This window comes from Acinetobacter calcoaceticus (assembly GCF_051947995.1).
Taxonomy (GTDB): Bacteria; Pseudomonadota; Gammaproteobacteria; order Pseudomonadales; family Moraxellaceae; genus Acinetobacter.
Window position 1 is genome coordinate 121,782 of the sequence record NZ_JBLVVH010000008.1, and the last position, 19,185, is coordinate 140,966.

Here is a 19,185-nt window from a genome sequence, read left to right on the forward strand (position 1 = left end):
CCCAGAATTTATTGATAGCCTTTTTTCACATCTTCCATCACAATTTTGAGAGAGGTTGGGCTTGCAGCCGTGGTGTACCACGCATCTGCATCAACAAAAATGACACGACCGTTTTTCCATGCTTTGGTTTGACGTAATAATGGATTTTCAACACTGGCAGCATTAATTTTTGTGCGATGCTCCATCACGGCAGTCCGGTCCACGATATAGAGAATATCCGGGTCTGCTTTTTTGATGAATTCACTCGAAATCGGTTGCCCATGTAGACTTGTATCCATGGCACTACTGGCCGGCTTTACCCCAAAAGCATTAAAGATAAAGCCATAGCGGGACTGAACACCAAAATTACTAAATGCCCCATTGTTATGAAGAACGACCAGCGCTGTTTCCGGGCGATTGGCTGTCACCGCTTGTACCTGCTTCACCTGTTGATCAAGTTCAGAAACTTTCTGATGGGCTAAATCTTCTTTATTAAATATTTTCCCTAAGGTCATCATATGGTCTTTCACCAGATCAATATGATGACTCCCACTATTGTTGAAGTTAATATCGTAATGAATGGTCGGGGCAATTTTTGACAGTTCCTGATACTGATTAACGTGTAAGGGCGTCATCAAAATCAAGTCCGGCTTTAATGCATATATCCGTTCCATATTGGGCTGTACAATTGCGCCCAGATCCTGAATTTGTGGATCTGTTTTATATTTTTCCAGAAAGTGTGGAATATAATCTTTGGGCATTCCCCTAATCGGGACATTGAGCCGATCCAGAAAATCAGCCTCATTCATATCAAGTACGGCAACCCGTTGCGGTAGATGATCAATCACCGTGCTGCCAAGCGCATGTTTTACCGTAATCGGCTGGGCCAGCTTTTGAGAGGCTGGAGTGCGCTCTGCAACTTTTTGATCACATGCTTGGAGAGTGACGGCTGCCACTATCATGAGGGCGATTCCCCCATATCTTTTCTTCCAGTTCATATCGATTCAAGCTCCGGATGAGTTGAAGTAATTACACATACAGCCACGCTCACTGTATGTAATTTCAAAATCAAGCTCGTACAGATCATTTAATTGCGTCTCTGTAATCACTTGTTCCGTTAACCCACTGAAATGAAGCTTGCCGTTCTTCAGCGCGACAATATGATCTGAATAATTCGTGGCAAAATTGATATCATGAATGACTAAAATCACAGTGCGCCCTTGTTCATCACATAAGCGTCTGAGTGCACGCATAATCTGAACGGCATGTTTCATATCAAGGTTATTTAAAGGTTCATCTAATAAAAGTAGGTTTGTCTGCTGCGCGATGGTCATTGCCAATAAAGCCATTTGCCTTTGCCCACCACTCATTTCATCGATATAAGCTTTGCGCAGTGGCTCTAAAGAAAGAAACTCAATTGCTTCATCAATTAACTGATGGTCCTGTTCACTTAAAACGCCACGGCTATAGGGAAAGCGTCCAAATGAAACCAGTTCTTCTACGGTTAAACGCAAATTAAAGCCAGGCGCCTGACGCAAAGTCGCGACATGCTTGGCATAAGCAGCTGTTTTAATATCGGCAATATTTTGATGATTCAGAAAAATCTCGCCCTGATCTGGCTCAATTAAACGGGCCATCATCATGAGCAAAGTTGATTTTCCAGCGCCATTTGGACCAATCAGTGACGTCACCTGACCTGTAGGAAATTCAATATTGATGTCCCTAAGTACGGGCTTATTCCCATATGACTTATGGATATTTCTGACCTGAATCATGTAACACCTCGGGTACGAACCGCCAACGCAAGGAAATAAATGCCGCATACCAGATTGACCAGAATGCTGACCGTGGTTTTGTAATTAAAAACATGCTCAACGAGAATTTGAGCTGCAATAAATATGGCAATGGTGAGCGCACACCCCATGGGTAGCGTTAATTTATGCTGATAACTTTTGGCTAATGCATAGGTCATATTGGCAATGAAGACGCCCATGAATACAGTCGGGCCAATGAGACTGGTCGATACCGCAACAAGCACAGCGATCAGGGCTAAATAAAAACTGACATAACGGTGATGATGAATGCCGAGTGAAATGGCTTGCTCACGCCCTAAAACCAGAACATCCAGAACAGGAAGTGCTTTTCTACCGAGGAATAAAGTGATGACTACAGCTAAGCTGGCATACAATAAAGTTTCTGTTTGAGCACGATTAAATGAAGCATAACTCAGGCCCTGAAACACAGAGAATTCGCCGGGACTGATTTTGAGTTGAATAAATTGGGTAACCGTCCCGATGACCATGGCCAGGACTAACCCCAAAAGTAGCAGCAAAAACACATCTTTTTTGCCATAGGGCAATAACCAGGTATGGATGAACCAGGAATACAGCAGCATTAAAACAATAGAAATAAAGAAATTACCATTTACCCCTAACTGGCTTAATCCATATGTCCCCCAAACAAACAGCAATAACACTTGCCATAACAAATAAACCGCTTCATAGCCCATAATTGAAGGGGTTAAAATACGATTACCGACCAAGGTCTGAAAAACAATCGAGGACACCGCAATACATATCCCCGCTACAACAATGGTGGCAAGACGCAGTAGTCGGTGAGGAATGACGTATTCAACATCGAGTCCTGAGTTTAAAAATAGAAAACATACCGCCAGACAGGCAACAATCAGATAAATCAGCCATAACTTTGTGATACGCATTATCTGAACTCCCTCAAAATGAGGATGAGGAAAATAACGCCCCCTATACCACCTGCGGTCAGTCCAATCGGTACTTCAAATGGATAAATGATTAAGCGACCGAAAATATCGCAAAAAAGTAAGAGCGATGCTCCGCCTAAAGCCACAATCGGCAAGGTTTTAGCTAAGTTTTCTCCGTATTTCAGTGCGACTAGATTGGGAACCACGAGCCCGACAAAAGGAATTGCACCTACGGTAATGACAGTGGTTGAAACGGTAACCGCAACCAGTATTAAACCGCTGGCTGCTATCGCTGCATAACGAACCCCCAAGCTCGCAGCCATCTCCTCGCCCATACCAATCACGGTAAAGCGATGGGCAAAAAGATAAGTCAGGACAACAATCGGAAAAATAAGGTAAATGACTTCATAGTGACCTTGGATAATTTTCGAAAAATCACCTAAAAGCCACCCTTGCATACTTTGTAAAATATTAAAGCGATAGGCATAAAACTCGGCTAAGGCAGTGAGTACACTGCCATACATCAAGCCAATGACGGGGACTAAAACGGTATTTCTAAAATGGATACGGCGAATAATGGCGATATAAATCAAGCTGGCAATAAAACAAAAAAAGATCGCAAATATCATTTTACTCAGCGTGCTGGTTACCGGGACTAATGTTAATGACACTAAAATTCCCAGTTTGGCAGCATCCAGACCACCCGAAGTTTCCGGTTCAACAAACTTGTTACGCACAATATGCTGTAGGATGACGCCACACACCGCCAGTCCGATTCCAGTCAGCACAATGGTCATTAAACGAGGGATGCGGCTGGCCGTGAGTGTAAGCCAACTCTCATGAGAAAAAGCAAGCAAAGCAGACCATTGTATTTGCTCAGCTCCGAGCAACAATGAACAAATGCATAAAATGATAAAAATACAGAATAAGCCCCATTGCATCAGTGGTATGCCCCACTCAAACCGAAAACAAACGATGCAATTTGCAAATTTGGCCCGTTCCAGCACAAGGCAGGCAAAATTTGTTCAACATTCGATGGGCTTATTGTCCTTTCATGATTGAATATACTCATGAAAACACCTCAATTTTATCGAGACAACCAAATAGGTTCCTTTTGAATATGCACAATCACGGTCATATCCTCAGGATCGTTTTTTTCATCTTTAAATTATTTCTGCCCAGCCAATTCCGAATAAAATAAATATTAATCAACAACTTATTATTTATCTTGTATTTTAAAAATTCGTCATTGCCAATCGCCTAAACTCAATGCAAACAATAATCTTGATGTAAATGAGAATCAATTATAGTATATTTAAAGGTAAAATGTAACCCTACTGTTACATCAGTACAGTTCATGTGGACATCAACGCATTAGAAACAGATCAATTTTTTGCAAAAAAGTAGATTTATAACATTATGAATTATATGAAATTTAATCTGATGTAAAAAATTTGCGAAATGAAAATTGATGAAAATAGCCATTTGATAAACCAGGATTCATTTATGTTGGAACAATTTTCCAAAGCCCCCTCTCTTATTCCAGTGACTGATCACGAAGCGCATATCTGGATGTTGCAATTCCAGCAGCCTGAACAAGTTAATCGACGTTTTAACCTATGGAAGCTGGATCAAGGTCTGGATATGCAAGGGCTGATCAACGCACTTCAAGACACGATTAACACCACGCCTGACTTAAATGTCCGCTATATATTGAGTGAGGAAGGTGATTTATACAAAATTCCATATGATGACCCTTCATCTTGTGTAGAAGTAAGAAAGGACAATACAGAACACGTATTTGAGCAAGTGGCGACATTAAAAGCACAATCATGGAATGCAGAAACTCATTCACCTTTTTTTACACGTTTGATCGAAACAGACCAAGACTATTTTCTTATTTTAGTGCTCCACCCTATTCTTGACCAAAGCTATCAAACCACAGATTTCATTCAGGCTATACAAGATCGTTATCAGCAATATTCAGCAAATCATATGCCATTGCTGCTAAGGGAAATTGATATCCCGAATCATCTAGATGTAAGTCCTATCAAAGCATCGGAACAATCTAAGCAAATCGATATTTCAGAAATTATTTTAGAAGAGTTCCGAAATACGCTCGCTGAACCTGAAATGAACCACCATGATGACTTTTTTGATTTTGGCGGTCATTCACTATTAGCAACCCGAATTATTGGAAACTTACTCAATAAGCATGGCATTGAGATTCAATTTAATGATTTCTTTAAATCGCCCTCTGCCGCTGATTTAGCCCAATATGCTTTGGTTAAATCTGCAAAAACTGCAAAAACCTCCTTACAAAGTGTCGATAAAGCCCCGCTGACTTTAGCTCAAGATTTCCTGTGGCAAGCTTATTCTGCGTTCGATTTTAGCCCAATTTATAACTTGCCATTTGCCGTAGAATTCCTTGAAGAAATTGATGAAGATATTTTCTTGCAAGCGTTTACAGATATTATTGAGCGCCATGCCGGTTTACGCACAATGTTTAATAGCGCCAATGGTCAAACCGATCAACAGGTTGTGCCTACGTCTGAACTTCAACAATTCAAATGGTTTTGGAACAGTGCCGAAAGTAAAAATGCAACGCTTGCCAGTGAAGCTGCATATCAATTTGATTTAACTCGTGAACTTCCACTCAGGATTCGTTTAATTCGAAATGCTCAAGGCAGACAAACTCTATCGTTTTTAGTTCATCACATGGTGATTGATGAATGGTCTTTAAATACGATTATGGCTGACCTCGCGCATGCTTATCTTGCTCGCTCAAATGCTGCAGCGCCTCGCTGGACGGTACCTGCTCAATCCATTCTCGATTTTTCTTTACTGCAGCAAAAACAAGGGATCAATCAAGACCATCTAAATTATTGGACTAACCTGCTAACAGGGGCAACTAAAGGTCTAAGCCTCCCTGTTTCGGAACATGAACTAAATGCTGAACAAGAAAAACCGCCAGTCCAATGGCTCGAACTTGAATTTGCACCGGAAATGTATGAAAAGCTGCTCGCATTTTCGAGACAACACAGCTCTTCCATTTTCGCGGTTCTCTACACGGCAATCGCCAATGCCTTACAGCAACAAGGTGATTTAAAAGATATTGTGATCGGTACTTCTGCATCTGGGCGAACTGATCCCGAGTTTTTTGATACAGTGGGTTACTTTACGACCATGGTGGCGCATCGCACACAGTTTAGCCCTTCAGATTCATTCCAATCATTGCTCCACAATATCAGTACAATGATCAATACCTCGATGGCCTATGCAGATATTCCAATCAACCATATACAAAATGCGTTAGGGATGAGCACCGATGAAGGACTATTATTTGATGTGTTTATTCATATTCATTCAAATAATGCTTTAAACGGCGCGCTCAAAACACCTCAGGGACAAGATCTTCCTTATCGCCAGATCTTGCCGGAACGTGATGAATCGATGTTCGGATTACATTTTGAAATAATGGAAAATGTGATTGATGGACAACATCAGTTAAGCATGATCATTACGTATCAGGCCCATCGCTTCCCGACTGCAACAGTGAAAAGTATCTGTGAAAAAATTCAGGCGACCTTAGCTCAAATCTAGTCGCCCTAGACGCAACCATGTGCTTAAAAGCGAACAACTCAACTTCCTTTTAAGCACATTTCAATGTCCCTATCTGATTTGCTGCTCTACTTTATTCACCACATCCTGAATTGTTTTGCAGCTCATCAGTGTATAAAAATCAATTTCGGTACTGAGCTTCTGAGAAAGTTTCTGGGCAATACTCATGAGCTGTTTCGGACGAATGCCTATATCCAATATTTCAGTTCTATAAAAAATATCCATTTTTTCAGCTTGGCTATCCGCGATGCAGTCACGGAAAACTGATAAGACCGAATCTCCCACTTCCGCGGTTGATGACTGTGTTGTAGTGGAATTTACAGACCACGTAGCAGATAGGTAAAGTTTCCCCTGAGCGACTTCTTGCACAGCTTTACGATCAATTTTGCCATTTCGGGTCAAAGGTATGGTGTCGATGGCCAAATATTTCGAAGGAATATGTGAACTCGGTAAATGTACTTTTAAAAAGTTCTTTAATTCGTGATGACTTAAGCCCGTAGTTTCAGATTGATTATCCAGGGTATAAACAGCGACTAACTCTTGAGTTTCAGTGGTTGGATGTACACAACTGATTACCACACAATTATGAATATACGGGTTCTTTGTCAAAGCATTTTCAACTTCGGCCGCAGCGATTCTCACGCCTTTTATCTTTAAATAACCTTCCTCACGCCCCGCAAAAATAATATTTCCATCTTCCCGGACATAGCCTTGATCACTCATGCGGAAAGCTGTTTGAGTTTCGCTGTCGCTTACCGGAAGATCAACGAAATCCTTATAATAAATTTCTCCATTCAGTAAATAGCCATTTGATAAGTTAAGCCCAGTCATATACATCGTACCGACCTCACCCATTGAGCAAGGCTTCAGATTTTTATCTAAAATAAAATATCGGTTATTTTCTAAAGCTTTTCCATACGGAATAATGTCCTGATCTTGCTCATCAATTTCATGCCATATACTCCAAATCGTGGTCTCTGTAGGGCCACCTAATGAAAATAAACGCGCGTGAGATAATTGTTGTCTTAACTTCGAGATGAGTGCAGGTTTGATATAGTCGCCGCCTTGGGCAATTAAACGCAAAGACCGTAACTGTTCTTTACGAGCTACACTGAAGAGCATATCGACAATGGCAGGCACACTGCTCCAAAGCGTAACCTTGTAGCGATCTACCAGATCGGCCCAGACAACAGCATTTTTACTCTGTTCAAAAGATGGCACCACCAATGTTGCACCCACAGCCATTGAGGCGAATACATCAAATACCGACATATCATGATGAAACGGTGTTACTGCCATAATGACGTCATCAGTAGTCATTTCCCATTTCGAAATCGTCTGCTGTAGCGTGTTTGCAGTGGCCTGATTATTTAAGACCACACATTTCGGAGTGCCTGTACTTCCCGACGTATATAAATAATATGCCGGAAGCCGGTTAATTTCGGCATTAAAGCTAGGTTCATCCTCAGTGGTAGCCGATAAAATTTCATTAATATTTAGGTTTTGGACACCAGCAATGGGGGCATCGCTCACCACCACATCTGCCCGACTATTCGTCAATAAATAGTTTAGTCTCGACGGCGGTGAATCCATATCTACAGGTAGCCAGATAATGCCTGTTAACGCACATGCCAAAGCAGTATAAATATGCTCAGGACTTTTTCTCAGGCAAATTGCAACCACTGATCCTGTCACCAAGTCTTGCTTTTTTAGCGCAGACATGACTTTGGCGACTTGGGTCCCGACCTCGGCATAACTCACGCTACGGTCTTCAAAAATGATTGCTGTTCGATTGGACGTCCGATCAAAAATATTTTCATAAATTCGCTTTAAGAAATTTTCTATGTCGTTATTTTTATGATTCATTTGCTCTAAATTTTGATTAAAATCGTTTAGCATTTATCTATTTCCTCACCCGATTATTTATTCAGTACTGCCCCATCTAATCTTCAAAACCATGCTATAAAAATATTATCTTAGTCGCTCTTGATTCGAATCATAGTTATGCCCTTACAATAATACAAATGATAATCATTTTCAATTAATGCCATAAGAACGTCCCATTAATTGGTTTAAAATTCTTGATATCAAAACTATAAATTAATTGTTTACTTTTATATTTAATGACTTAGAGGGTAGCTTCATTGACTTTAGCTCACAATTGATAATAATTATTATTTACATTTAGACAAGAGTTGGTTATCGTAACCGATAAAGAGATTACATTTATAACCATTATCTCGCTCTATAGTCGTCATTAAGCTTAGGTGATATATATGACAAAAATTGCAGAACAAACAAAACCAGAATATAGCGATATACTCAAACAGAAAGACCATTTACAAGATCTGGAACAGCTTGAGATGACCATTATCTCAATCCATTCCCCTTTTCCATCTATTGTAAGAATTCAAGGAAAAATCAACACCTTACAACCAGAGCTTTGGCAAGCTCCCAATTTGGCCATTCGCTTAATTGTGAGCCATTCACCAGAGGGACATCCCATCTCACGCGTCTATACGGTACGTTCATTCGATCCTGTAAATGCGCAAATCGAAATTGATTTTGTTAAACATGAAGATTTAAGCCCAGCAATGCAATGGCTTAATTCGGCTCAAGTGGGTACAAAAATCGGGCTTATTGGTCCCCGCCCTCATTTTATACCCAATTTTATCCATCAAAAACATGTGGTCATGTTTGCCGATGATACGGCTGTACCCGCGTTACATTCGATACTGAACGAATGGGAAAATGGCGTAAGTGCTGATATTTTCATTGAAAGTTTTGAAAAAGATATTGCTCACCAATTACCCCATCATGACCATGTAAAAATCCATTCGTTCCATAAAGAACATCACACGCCACAAAAAGGTGTTCTTTTAAAAGCAGCATTTGCGCTAGAAAATTATGAAAATATGACGATTTGGGCGGCTTGCGAACGCAATGAGGCAAGGGCCTTACGTCAATTTTTTCTAGAAGACAAACACTTGAATAAAAACGACGTACGTATTGCAGGCTACTGGAAAGATGGCATGTCCGGTTCAGAACTCGATCTGTTACGTGCTAAACATTATCAGGAGCATATTCAACAAGGTAAGACCTTGAACGAATATGATGATCTGGATATGTCGAATTAGCATCCAGTTTGCCCAAATCTACGGTGAAGTTCGATTAACCTTGATAACAGGGCTATTCCTTTAGTTGGCACACGATGATGTAAAAATAGATTAACTTGAATAAGAATAAAGAAGAAATTACTAAAATTTCAAAGCGTGCCAAAGTTATGACAAAGAAAAAGGGAATCAAACTATATGTTTGATTCCCTTTTTTGATATTTGGCGGAAGCGGTGAGATTCGAACTCACGGAGGACTCACACCCTCGTCGGTTTTCAAGACCGGTGCATTAAACCGCTCTGCCACGCTTCCATGTGCGTAAGAATACAAAGCTTGCCCTGTTTATACAAGAGAAATTTAACTGCAATGTATTCAAATGCATATTGTTTCATCAATTTTACAGTTTAGCGGCTAATTCAGCACCATCTCGGATCGCTCGCTTTGCATCGAGCTCCGCAGCAAGCTTGGCTCCGCCAATAATATGATAGTTTGCCAAAGTACTTTCACCTTCTTTTGGCATTAAATCCTTAACCGATTCTTGTCCGGCACAGACCACAATGGTATCTACGCGCAACAATTGATCGTGTCCATTATGTTCAACCCATAAGCCTTCATCAGTCACTGCCTTATACTGCACACCACGTAACATACGCACAGCATGTTTTTTCAGTTGCGCACGGTGCACCCATCCCGAAGTTTTACCCAGACCGATTCCGAGTGGTGTCGTTTTACGTTGCAATAAATAAATCTGACGCACAGGAACGTCCACTTCTGGACGCTGCATGCCCCCTTCAGAAATATAATCCGGGTTTGGGTCAACCCCCCATTCACGTTGCCACTCTGCCAAAGGTTGCGGCTGAGGCTGATGAGGTGGCTTTAATAGAAACTCTGATACATCAAAGCCAATCCCGCCTGCACCAATCACCGCAACTTTATGTCCGACCTCAGCACCACGCAAAACCTCGGCATAAGACAAGACCTGAGGTGCGGTGCTGCCTTGTATTTTTAACGCACGTGGCACCACGCCTGTTGCTACCACCACCTCATCAAAGCCTTCTCGCTCTAATTGTTCGCGACTGATCCGCGTATTTAAACGCACATCGACACCGGTTTGCTTCAATTGCACTTTAAAATAACGAATGGTTTCATGGAACTCTTCTTTACCAGGCACTACTTTGGCCAGATTAAACTGCCCACCAACATCGTCATTGGCTTCAAATAACGTCACGGCATGACCACGACTTGCAGCTACTGTTGCGGCAGACATTCCAGCTACACCACCACCGACAACGGCGATACGTTTTGGTTTTTTGGTTTTGATATAGACCAGTTCAGTTTCAAAACAGGCTTGCGGATTGACCAGACAAGTGACCCTTTGATTTTTAAAAGCATGGTCTAAACAGGCTTGGTTACAGGCAATACAGGTGTTAATTTCATCAACACGATTGGTGGCTGTTTTATTGACCCAATACGGATCTGCCAAAAATGGACGTGCCATCTGCACCATATCCGCCTTACCTGAAGCAATGATTTCTTCAGCAACATCCGGCATATTGATACGATTCGATGCAATCACCGGAACAGAAACATGCTGCTTCACGGCTGCGGTATAGTCGACAAATGCTGCACGCGGTACAGAAGTTACAATAGTCGGCACACGAGCTTCATGCCAGCCAATCCCGGTATTGAGCAAAGTAATACCTGCTTTTTCCAATGCTTTGGCGACCACAATCACTTCTTGCATGGTATTGCCATCATGTACCAGATCCAGCAAAGACAGACGGAAAGCAATAATAAATTTTTCACCGACTTTGGCACGAATGGCCTTGACGATTTCGACTGGAAAACGCATACGGTTTTCAATATCGCCGCCCCAGCGATCAGTACGTTTATTGACATGGCTGCTCAGGAACTGGTTAATTAAATAACCTTCTGAACCCATGATTTCTACGCCATCATAGCCGGCTTTTTTGGCCAGACTGGCACAACGGGCATAATCATCAATGGTTGCCAAAATCTGTGAATCAGACATCTGACGTGGCTTAAACGGATTAATGGGCGCTTGGATGGGAGAAGAAGAAACTGAAAAAGGATGATAACCATAACGCCCGGAATGCAAAATCTGCATCAGAATCTTTGCACCATGTTTATGTACCGCATGCGTGACCAGACGATGATGCGGAATATCTGCCAGACTATTCATGGTTCCGCCCGCTGGTAATAACCAGCCTTGACGGTTTGGAGAAATCCCCCCCGTGATAATTAAGCCAACACCACCCTTTGCACGCTCACCGAAATAAGCTGCAAGTTTAGGATAATTAAAAAAACGATCTTCTAAACCTGAATGCATTGAGCCCATTACGACACGGTTTTTAATGGTAGTAAAACCCAAATGTAATGGTTTTAAGATATTTGCATAGCTAGTCATGGTATTCCTTCTTTAATTTTGGCTTTGCAACTTGTTGCATAGTACTTTAATACTTTTTTATTGATTTGGGATGACTATAGCGCGAATTTTAATGGTTGAAAGTGTCAATTTAATGTGATGACTGGAAGCTATTGTTCATTATCGACCGATAAAAAAGCAGCCATTTCACTGACTGCTTTTTTATACCAACATTTAAAAATGGCACATCGCTTAAGGCTGTTGATTGCATGAATAAGCCAATCGACTTTTTGTTTTTTTCACTTTGAGCGAACTCATCACAATCCCCAGACAAATGAAGACCGCACCGATTAAGATATTCAGGGTTAAAGGTTCATGCCAAATTAAAGAACCAAAAAATAGACTCAGAATTGGAATACACATGATTGAGATCGAAGCAACAAAAGTATCCACCTGACTCACGATCCAGTTCCACAGTACAAACGCAAATCCGGTTCCAACCACTGCAATATAAAATAACGCAGATTCATTTAGAGGGTTGAGCCAAACCTGAACATTTACAGGTTCAAAAACTAAAGCACCAACAAAAATAACAGCGCCACCTAATAACAGCTGCCAAATAGTCAGCTTGATTTTGTCATACGTCGCAAAATTCTTTTTAATAAACACCGTTGATAAGGCCCAAAAGAAGCCAGAACCAATTAACAAGATTTGCCCGAGCAATGAGGTATTCATATGGATATGTTGCAGTTGTGGCCAAAGAATGGCGATCAGCCCCAATGTTCCTAAAACCAGCCCTAAACCCTTTTGGCTATTCAAACGTTCATTTAAGAAATAGTGTGCCAGCACACCAATAAAAATTGGCATGGTAAAGACCAGCACTGCCGATAAACCCGAATCCACAAATTGCATCGCAAAGGTTTGCGTTGCATAGAAACCAAGACAAATCAGCAAGCTTAAAATCATTAAGGGCTTCCACTCTGACGCTTTTGGCAAAATCGGTTTCTTCAACATTCGCTGTATGATCATTAAAGTCAGTGCTGCCAGAATCAAACGTGTAGAAATAAACAGGAATGGTGGAAAGACTTGCAAACTGTGTTTAACCAAGCCCCATAAAGAACCCCAGACCAGACATAACAACGCGATTGCGCTTACGACTCGAATATTCACGTGTTGTACTCAACCCTTGGAAAGTCATGTTAGTGTATAAAATAAATGACATCATGAATAATGCTATGTTTTAATAGATCCATCATTTTTTTTGATGTCGATTTAGCAGACTCTCCTTTTTGATTTTTATCTTTCGGAATGGATGAGCTGGCACGATTGAGGAATTGCCGTGAATATTGATATTAATGATATCCGTTCTTTTGTCACTGTAGCCGAGCTAAAAAGTATTACGGCGGCGGCACATAAGCTCAATTATTTACAATCCAATATGACTGCAAAAATCAAGAAAATTGAAAATCATTACAAACGCCAGTTATTTATCCGTAGACCCAAAGGCGTTGAACTGACTGAATCAGGTATGAATTTGTATACCCAATATAAAAAGATGATGTTCACCTGGGAGGAAACCGAAAATAAAATCTATCAACAAGAAAGCGTACTGCGTTTCGGAACCAATACCAGTCTCGGTGGCATGCGTTTTTACCCGTCTTTTAGCAAATTATATGAGGCTTATCCTGACCTCTCGATTACCATGAAAACGGGTTCTACGGGCTATATTGAAGATGAAATTCTCGCCGGCAATCTGGATATGGCCTATGCACTAGGTCATCCAAAACAGAAGAACCTGCAATATATTCAAAAGGCGGATGATCAACTGGTGATTATTGGCAAAAATATGATTAACCACGACAGTCTTGAAGAGTGTCTGAATCATCAAAATATCTTGCTGGCCTCTGAACAATGCTGCTATGCCACAACTCTGGATAGCATCTATAGCGACTATAATCTCAAAAAGGGTGAACTCACCCATATTTATGATCATGAAGCTTTAATTCACTTTACCCAGCTGGGTATGGGCATTTCCATGATTGCCAAGTCATTGATTGAGAAATACAAGATTCAATATTATCGGGAAACGCCTGAACAATATCGGGACATTGGTCTATATTTGATTGCACGCAATGACCATGTCTTTACACCGATCGAGAAGCAATTTATTGGCTTAAATGATGCGCTTTAACTAAAACACTTTTTATAAAACGTGTTTGCAACCTCTTTACCTTCTCTTCACTTGAGACTTTTAAAGCCCACAGCCTGTTCATGCCTTATTGTTCATGCTTATCGTAAAACTTTATATTTTTCCGATGTTAATCTATTTTTCAAATGAAAAAAAAAGAATTCCTTTCCTAACAGAAAAAAAATCGATTTGAAAAGTGATATAGTACGGAACGTATAAATTCTCTTTGGTCACCGAAGTATTAGGGTGCCTATTTCGAAATAGTTAGGACTAGCAATGACTGATAATGCAACGATCTTGCAGCATGTACCAGTAGGTAAAAAAGTAGGGATTGCCTTCTCTGGTGGTTTAGACACTTCAGCAGCTTTATTATGGATGAAACAGAAAGGCGCAGAGCCTTATGCATATACTGCAAATCTGGGTCAACCTGATGAAGATGACTATGATGCTATTCCAAAGAAAGCTGAACAGTACGGCGCAGTCAAAGCTCGATTAATCGATTGTCGTTTACAACTTGCGCTTGAAGGTATTGCCGCGATTCAATGTGGCGCATTCCATATCAGCACGGGCGGTGTTCCTTATTTCAATACCACACCTTTAGGTCGTGCAGTGACAGGTACCATGCTGGTCACCGCAATGAAAGAAGATGACGTTAATATCTGGGGTGATGGCTCGACTTATAAAGGTAACGATATTGAACGTTTCTATCGTTACGGTTTATTGACCAACCCTGCCCTTAAAATCTATAAACCGTGGTTAGACCAACAGTTTATTGACGAGTTAGGTGGCCGTGCCGAAATGTCGCAATTCTTAATCGACAACGGCTTTGACTATAAAATGTCAAAAGAAAAAGCCTATTCAACTGACTCGAATATGTTGGGCGCAACACATGAAGCCAAAGATTTAGAATACCTGAATGCCGGTATTAAAATCGTCGACCCGATTATGGGTGTTGCATTCTGGAAAGACGACGTTGAAATCCAGCCAGAACAAGTGAGCATTACTTTTGAAGAAGGTATGCCGGTTGCACTGAATGGCCAACGCATCGAAGATCCGGTTGAATTTATTTTAGAAGCAAACCGTATCGGTGGCCGTCATGGTCTAGGTATGTCTGACCAGATCGAAAACCGTATTATCGAAGCAAAATCTCGCGGTATTTATGAAGCACCGGGTATGGCATTGTTACACATTGCTTATGAGCGTCTAGTCACTGGTATTCATAACGAAGATACGATTGAACAATACCGTATCAACGGTTTACGTTTAGGTCGTTTACTTTACCAAGGTCGCTGGTTTGATTCACAAGCATTGATGCTCCGTGAAACTGCGCAACGTTGGGTTGCGAAAGCGATTACCGGTACTGTAACACTTGAATTACGTCGTGGTAATGATTACACCATCATGAACACTGAATCTCCGAACCTTACTTATGAAGCTGAGCGTTTAACCATGGAGAAAGGTGATTCGATGTTTACACCGATGGATCGTATCGGTCAGTTAACCATGCGTAACCTTGATATCACAGATACACGTGCAAAACTGGGTATCTACACAGAAACTGGTCTGCTTTCTGTAGGTCAAGGCTCTGCAATTCCACAATTGGAAAACAAATCAAAATAAGCATTTGATACATTGGTATCAAACCTTAAAAGGCTGAATCTTGTATTCGGCCTTTTTTATGCCCTTACAATAAGCAACCCCATCATCTCAATTATAGAACAACACGTCGCAATAAAAGACTATTTATACCTATTATGAATCGATAATATAAGCATCAAGCAGAACATAATAATTTGGGAGATGAAAGATGAATGCTTATCTACATCGCAGTGAAAATCGTGGTCATGTTAAAGCAGGCTGGTTAGACACCTATCATAGTTTTTCATTTGGTAGCTGGTACAACCCGAAATACATGGGTGTCAGTGCCCTGCGCGTCATTAATGACGATACCGTGGCTGCACACAATGGTTTTGGTACTCACCCGCATGACAATATGGAAATCCTGACTTGTGTACTGGACGGCACCATTTCCCATAAAGACAGCATGGGTAATGAAGGCCAGATCAATGCTGGTGAATGGCAATTGATGAGTGCGGGTACAGGCGTCACTCACAGTGAAATGAACAAGCATGATAAAGCGGTGCATCTGTTACAGATCTGGATTCAACCAAATGTACAAGATGCGGAACCCACCTATCAGCAAATTCAGCTCAATCCGAAAGATCATCCAAACCAATGGCACTTGATCGCAGGTGATAAATCTGCACCGATGCTGATCCGTCAAAATGCTGAAGTGAAAACTGCGGTCATTGAAAAGGATCAACATCTAGACATTACAGCACGGAAAAAAGTGAACTACGTGCACGTAATTTCAGGTGAAGTGATGATTGCAGATCATTTAGTGAAAGCAGGTGATGCCTTGCTATTTGATGAAACAGCAACCATTACTGCACTACAAGACAGTCAGATGATCTGGTTTGACCTACCTTAAGTCCCGGTTTAACTCGTACTCCTCCCTCGGGGGTACGAGCTTTTTAATCGCTACTTCCCCCACCATCACAACTCCCAGAATCCGAGTTAGTACTGTCGCTTATGCTACAGTGATCGGTATGTCTTGAATCATGATGTTGAGATGATTCATTGATATAAGATGTTGGCGAATGCGAATCACTAGAGTCAGATGAAACTTGTCTAGCGCTGGTTTTCTTTACCCAGAGAATGGATAAAACCAAGCCCATCACAACAACCAGAACAATAAATAACAGCATTAGAAATCTTGAGTGCCCTGCCAATCTTTAGAAACGACTATATCCTGAGTCTAGACTTTTAAAAAGATAGACATTAAAAAAGCCCGATTAACGGGCTTTTCTACAACCTTGAACATTTTTAAAAACAATCTAGATTGTTTCGTTCGTTGTTAGCTGTGTATTCAGGTCATCATATCTTTTTGCATTTAGGCAAGATTTCTCTTAAATCCCAAATAGTATATGACTTCCTTATTGTTTAAATTAGCACCAATTATGAATGGGGTCAAGCACCCTTTTAATGCTAAAAAGCTAAACCCAATACAGCATGGCCGTGACGAAGCAAACTGTTTAAAGAATGTGTTGAATTCAAAAGAATGTCATCATAAAAAGACTAAACATTATTTGTTTTTACGTTCTTTATTCACCAGATAATCCACCACTTGCACAACCTTTTCATCACCGCCCTGAACAATATATTTACCATTTACCACGACCGCAGGAACGCCAGTGAGTTGGTATTTAAGCGCCAATTGATTGGATTCGGCAATTTTTGCTGTGATTGCAAAAGAATCAAACATGCTATTAAATTTTTGCTCAGGTACGCCGTATTGGGTAAAAAATTTAGCAAAAGCTTCCTTTTGCAAAACTCTTTGATTGCCAGAAAAATTAGCATGGAATAATGGTAAATGTGTACGCTTACGAACGCCTAATGCTTCACTGACATAATAGGCACGTGCCCCCTGCTCCCATATAGGTGTCATTGCTGCAGGCGTACGAAGAAAATACACATCTTTTGGAATCTTCTTTAACCAGCTTTGCATATGCGGTTCTAATTTAAAGCAATAGGTACAGCCATACCAAAAAAATTCCCGGACCTCGATTTTATCTGGAACAGACGTTTTTTCTGGATTTTGTACAACCGTATAATCTTTACCTGCAACAAAATCTGCAGCCATTGTCTGGGTAGAAAGTACTGCAACAATTGCAGTAAGGCCCGTTAAAATAAATTTTTTCATTAACTTCACTAAGCTCATAACGCCTTTTATCGCGCCTGAGAATTTATAAGTAACACTCTTCCAAAACGTCATCGTAAAACACTGTTTATTTCCTTCAACAGTTGATATTAGACTACGATATCCATAGTTTACTCGAGAAATGCCCTACAAAAATTAGGTCTTGTGAATTATCGATTAAAATCAACAATTAAAAAACAAAATTGCAACAGCTTAATAGATCCATTTTTAATATTTATTTCGTTATATTATGTATGTTTCTTAATCGCTCAACGTATCTTGTTGAATAAATAGTTTGAGGAAGATACCTGTTTAGATAAGCATCGAAAGGTACCACAAGATCAGGTACATATTGTGATCAACCTCAAATGTCAAATTTTTCATCGTCCTGGCTAACCTTAACCAGGTGTCCAATATTTATTTATGTAATGTACGCGGAGTTGTCGTACAAGCCCCATGACGCTCAACTAAATTTTTCATTACTTTTCTCACCTTGCCTTGGTCTATACAGTAAATTGATCAGTAGCAGCCAGAACTTAAGTGTATATTGGAAGTCGTAGAATATGGGGAAATTGCCCATAAATTATTTAAAACTGGAATTATCATGATTACCTTACATCACTTAAACCAATCACGTTCTTTTCGGATTTTGTGGCTACTTGAAGAAATTAAACAACCCTATCAATTGCAATGCTATTACCGTGATTTAAAAACTCATTTAGCGCCTGAGTCACTAAAAAATATTCATCCTTTAGGAAAATCTCCCGTGATCGAATGGCAAGGTAAAGTCATTGCGGAATCCGGAGCTATAGTAGAATTATTAATTCAGAGTCTTGCACCCCATCTAGCACCTGATAGCAACGACGCTGCTTACGCAGATTACCTACAATGGATTCATTTCGCAGAAAGCTCTGCCATGGTCCCATTTCTAATGAAAACTTTTAATGCGATTGAAGTGAAACATGGAACCCAATTGGCATTTCTAGAAGACTATACTCAAGTTGAATTTGATAAGGTCTTCGGTTTTTTAAATGATTATCTGAAGGATAAAACATTCTTGGTGGACAATCGTTTAACTGGAGCAGACTTTATGATGGGATTTGGGCTTCACGGCTTAATTTATCATATGGGGCAAGGTGAAAATTATCCACATATCAAAAGCTATGTAGAACATTTGAGCTCACTACCTAGCTGGAAAGCAGCAGAAAAAATTGAACAAGATACAGTGCTAGCCTAAAAAAATATCGTGTTCAATCACTTAATGAAAAACTAGCTCAGGCTCCTTTTGAACAAATTAAGTTGTGAAACAAGCCTTCTCATGAGGGCTTCCACGTATAAAAACCGATAAATTTCCTCTACAAAAAAAGCACATCTTTCGACGGACTTTTTGTTGATTGATTGGTTGTGAACCCTATTCA

General features: G+C 40.5%; 14 protein-coding genes and 1 tRNA gene. 6 read left to right on the forward strand and 9 right to left on the reverse strand.

Annotated elements, in window-relative coordinates:
• Nucleotides 1–8: 8 nt before the first annotated feature.
• From ACNQO6_RS15055 to ACNQO6_RS15070, 4 genes are read right to left on the reverse strand one after another with little or no spacing between them, the layout of a single operon-like run.
• On the reverse strand, nucleotides 9–977 hold the full coding sequence (locus tag ACNQO6_RS15055; RefSeq protein WP_440209490.1) for a siderophore ABC transporter substrate-binding protein: 969 nt from the start codon (nucleotides 975–977) through the stop codon (nucleotides 9–11).
• Between the two features lie 6 nt (nucleotides 978–983).
• Entirely contained in the window at nucleotides 984–1,754 is a 771-nt protein-coding gene (locus tag ACNQO6_RS15060) for an iron ABC transporter ATP-binding protein (RefSeq protein ID WP_440209491.1), read from the reverse strand.
• Nucleotides 1,751–2,698, reverse strand: a complete 948-nt coding sequence (locus tag ACNQO6_RS15065) for an iron chelate uptake ABC transporter family permease subunit (RefSeq protein ID WP_440209492.1) — start codon at nucleotides 2,696–2,698, stop codon at nucleotides 1,751–1,753. Before ACNQO6_RS15065 ends, ACNQO6_RS15060 begins: the two co-directional genes overlap by 4 nt.
• Nucleotides 2,698–3,639 (reverse strand): ABC transporter permease, encoded by a 942-nt coding sequence (locus tag ACNQO6_RS15070; RefSeq protein WP_440209493.1) that lies wholly within the window; start codon nucleotides 3,637–3,639, stop codon nucleotides 2,698–2,700. Before ACNQO6_RS15070 ends, ACNQO6_RS15065 begins: the two co-directional genes overlap by 1 nt.
• 631 nt (nucleotides 3,640–4,270) lie before the next feature.
• On the opposite strand from ACNQO6_RS15070, the gene ACNQO6_RS15075 reads away from it, so the two are divergent.
• The gene (locus tag ACNQO6_RS15075; protein WP_440209514.1) at nucleotides 4,271–6,301 is read left to right on the forward strand and encodes a condensation domain-containing protein; all 2,031 of its coding nucleotides are present in this window, start codon (nucleotides 4,271–4,273) and stop codon (nucleotides 6,299–6,301) included.
• Nucleotides 6,302–6,370: 69 nt separating this feature from the next.
• Here ACNQO6_RS15075 and ACNQO6_RS15080 read toward each other — a convergent pair whose 3' ends face one another.
• On the reverse strand, nucleotides 6,371–8,218 hold the full coding sequence (locus ACNQO6_RS15080) for an AMP-binding protein (RefSeq protein ID WP_440209494.1): 1,848 nt from the start codon (nucleotides 8,216–8,218) through the stop codon (nucleotides 6,371–6,373).
• Between the two features lie 377 nt (nucleotides 8,219–8,595).
• Here ACNQO6_RS15080 and ACNQO6_RS15085 point away from each other — a divergent pair, with 377 nt between their 5' ends.
• Nucleotides 8,596–9,456, forward strand: coding sequence for a siderophore-interacting protein (locus ACNQO6_RS15085; RefSeq protein ID WP_440209495.1), 861 nt, complete (start codon nucleotides 8,596–8,598; stop codon nucleotides 9,454–9,456).
• A gap of 199 nt (nucleotides 9,457–9,655) precedes the next feature.
• Here the strand turns inward: ACNQO6_RS15085 and ACNQO6_RS15090 are convergent.
• The 3 genes from ACNQO6_RS15090 to ACNQO6_RS15100 all read right to left on the reverse strand — a co-directional run bounded on the left by ACNQO6_RS15090 (nucleotide 9,656) and on the right by ACNQO6_RS15100 (nucleotide 12,989).
• Nucleotides 9,656–9,745 (reverse strand) — tRNA-Ser (locus ACNQO6_RS15090).
• 85 nt (nucleotides 9,746–9,830) lie between these two features.
• The gene (locus ACNQO6_RS15095; RefSeq protein ID WP_032866733.1) at nucleotides 9,831–11,861 is read right to left on the reverse strand and encodes an NADPH-dependent 2,4-dienoyl-CoA reductase; all 2,031 of its coding nucleotides are present in this window, start codon (nucleotides 11,859–11,861) and stop codon (nucleotides 9,831–9,833) included.
• Nucleotides 11,862–12,071: 210 nt separating this feature from the next.
• Nucleotides 12,072–12,989 (reverse strand): DMT family transporter, encoded by a 918-nt coding sequence (locus ACNQO6_RS15100; protein WP_440209496.1) that lies wholly within the window; start codon nucleotides 12,987–12,989, stop codon nucleotides 12,072–12,074.
• 169 nt (nucleotides 12,990–13,158) lie between these two features.
• Here ACNQO6_RS15100 and ACNQO6_RS15105 point away from each other — a divergent pair, with 169 nt between their 5' ends.
• The 3 genes from ACNQO6_RS15105 to ACNQO6_RS15115 all read left to right on the forward strand — a co-directional run bounded on the left by ACNQO6_RS15105 (nucleotide 13,159) and on the right by ACNQO6_RS15115 (nucleotide 16,498).
• Entirely contained in the window at nucleotides 13,159–14,010 is an 852-nt protein-coding gene (locus ACNQO6_RS15105) for a LysR family transcriptional regulator (protein WP_005231275.1), read from the forward strand.
• A 273-nt stretch (nucleotides 14,011–14,283) separates the two neighbouring features.
• Nucleotides 14,284–15,627 (forward strand): argininosuccinate synthase, encoded by a 1,344-nt coding sequence (gene argG / locus ACNQO6_RS15110; RefSeq protein WP_009513367.1) that lies wholly within the window; start codon nucleotides 14,284–14,286, stop codon nucleotides 15,625–15,627.
• Nucleotides 15,628–15,814: 187 nt separating this feature from the next.
• Nucleotides 15,815–16,498 (forward strand): pirin family protein, encoded by a 684-nt coding sequence (locus ACNQO6_RS15115; protein WP_440209497.1) that lies wholly within the window; start codon nucleotides 15,815–15,817, stop codon nucleotides 16,496–16,498.
• Nucleotides 16,499–17,152: 654 nt separating this feature from the next.
• On the opposite strand, the gene ACNQO6_RS15120 is transcribed toward ACNQO6_RS15115, so the two are convergent.
• Nucleotides 17,153–17,770, reverse strand: a complete 618-nt coding sequence (locus ACNQO6_RS15120; protein ID WP_440209498.1) for a thiol:disulfide interchange protein DsbA/DsbL — start codon at nucleotides 17,768–17,770, stop codon at nucleotides 17,153–17,155.
• 601 nt (nucleotides 17,771–18,371) lie between these two features.
• Between ACNQO6_RS15120 and ACNQO6_RS15125 the strand changes: the two genes are divergently transcribed.
• Nucleotides 18,372–19,004: a glutathione S-transferase family protein gene (locus tag ACNQO6_RS15125; RefSeq protein WP_440209515.1), complete on the forward strand. Its 633-nt coding sequence runs from the start codon at nucleotides 18,372–18,374 to the stop codon at nucleotides 19,002–19,004.
• The last annotated feature ends 181 nt before the right edge of the window (nucleotides 19,005–19,185 follow it).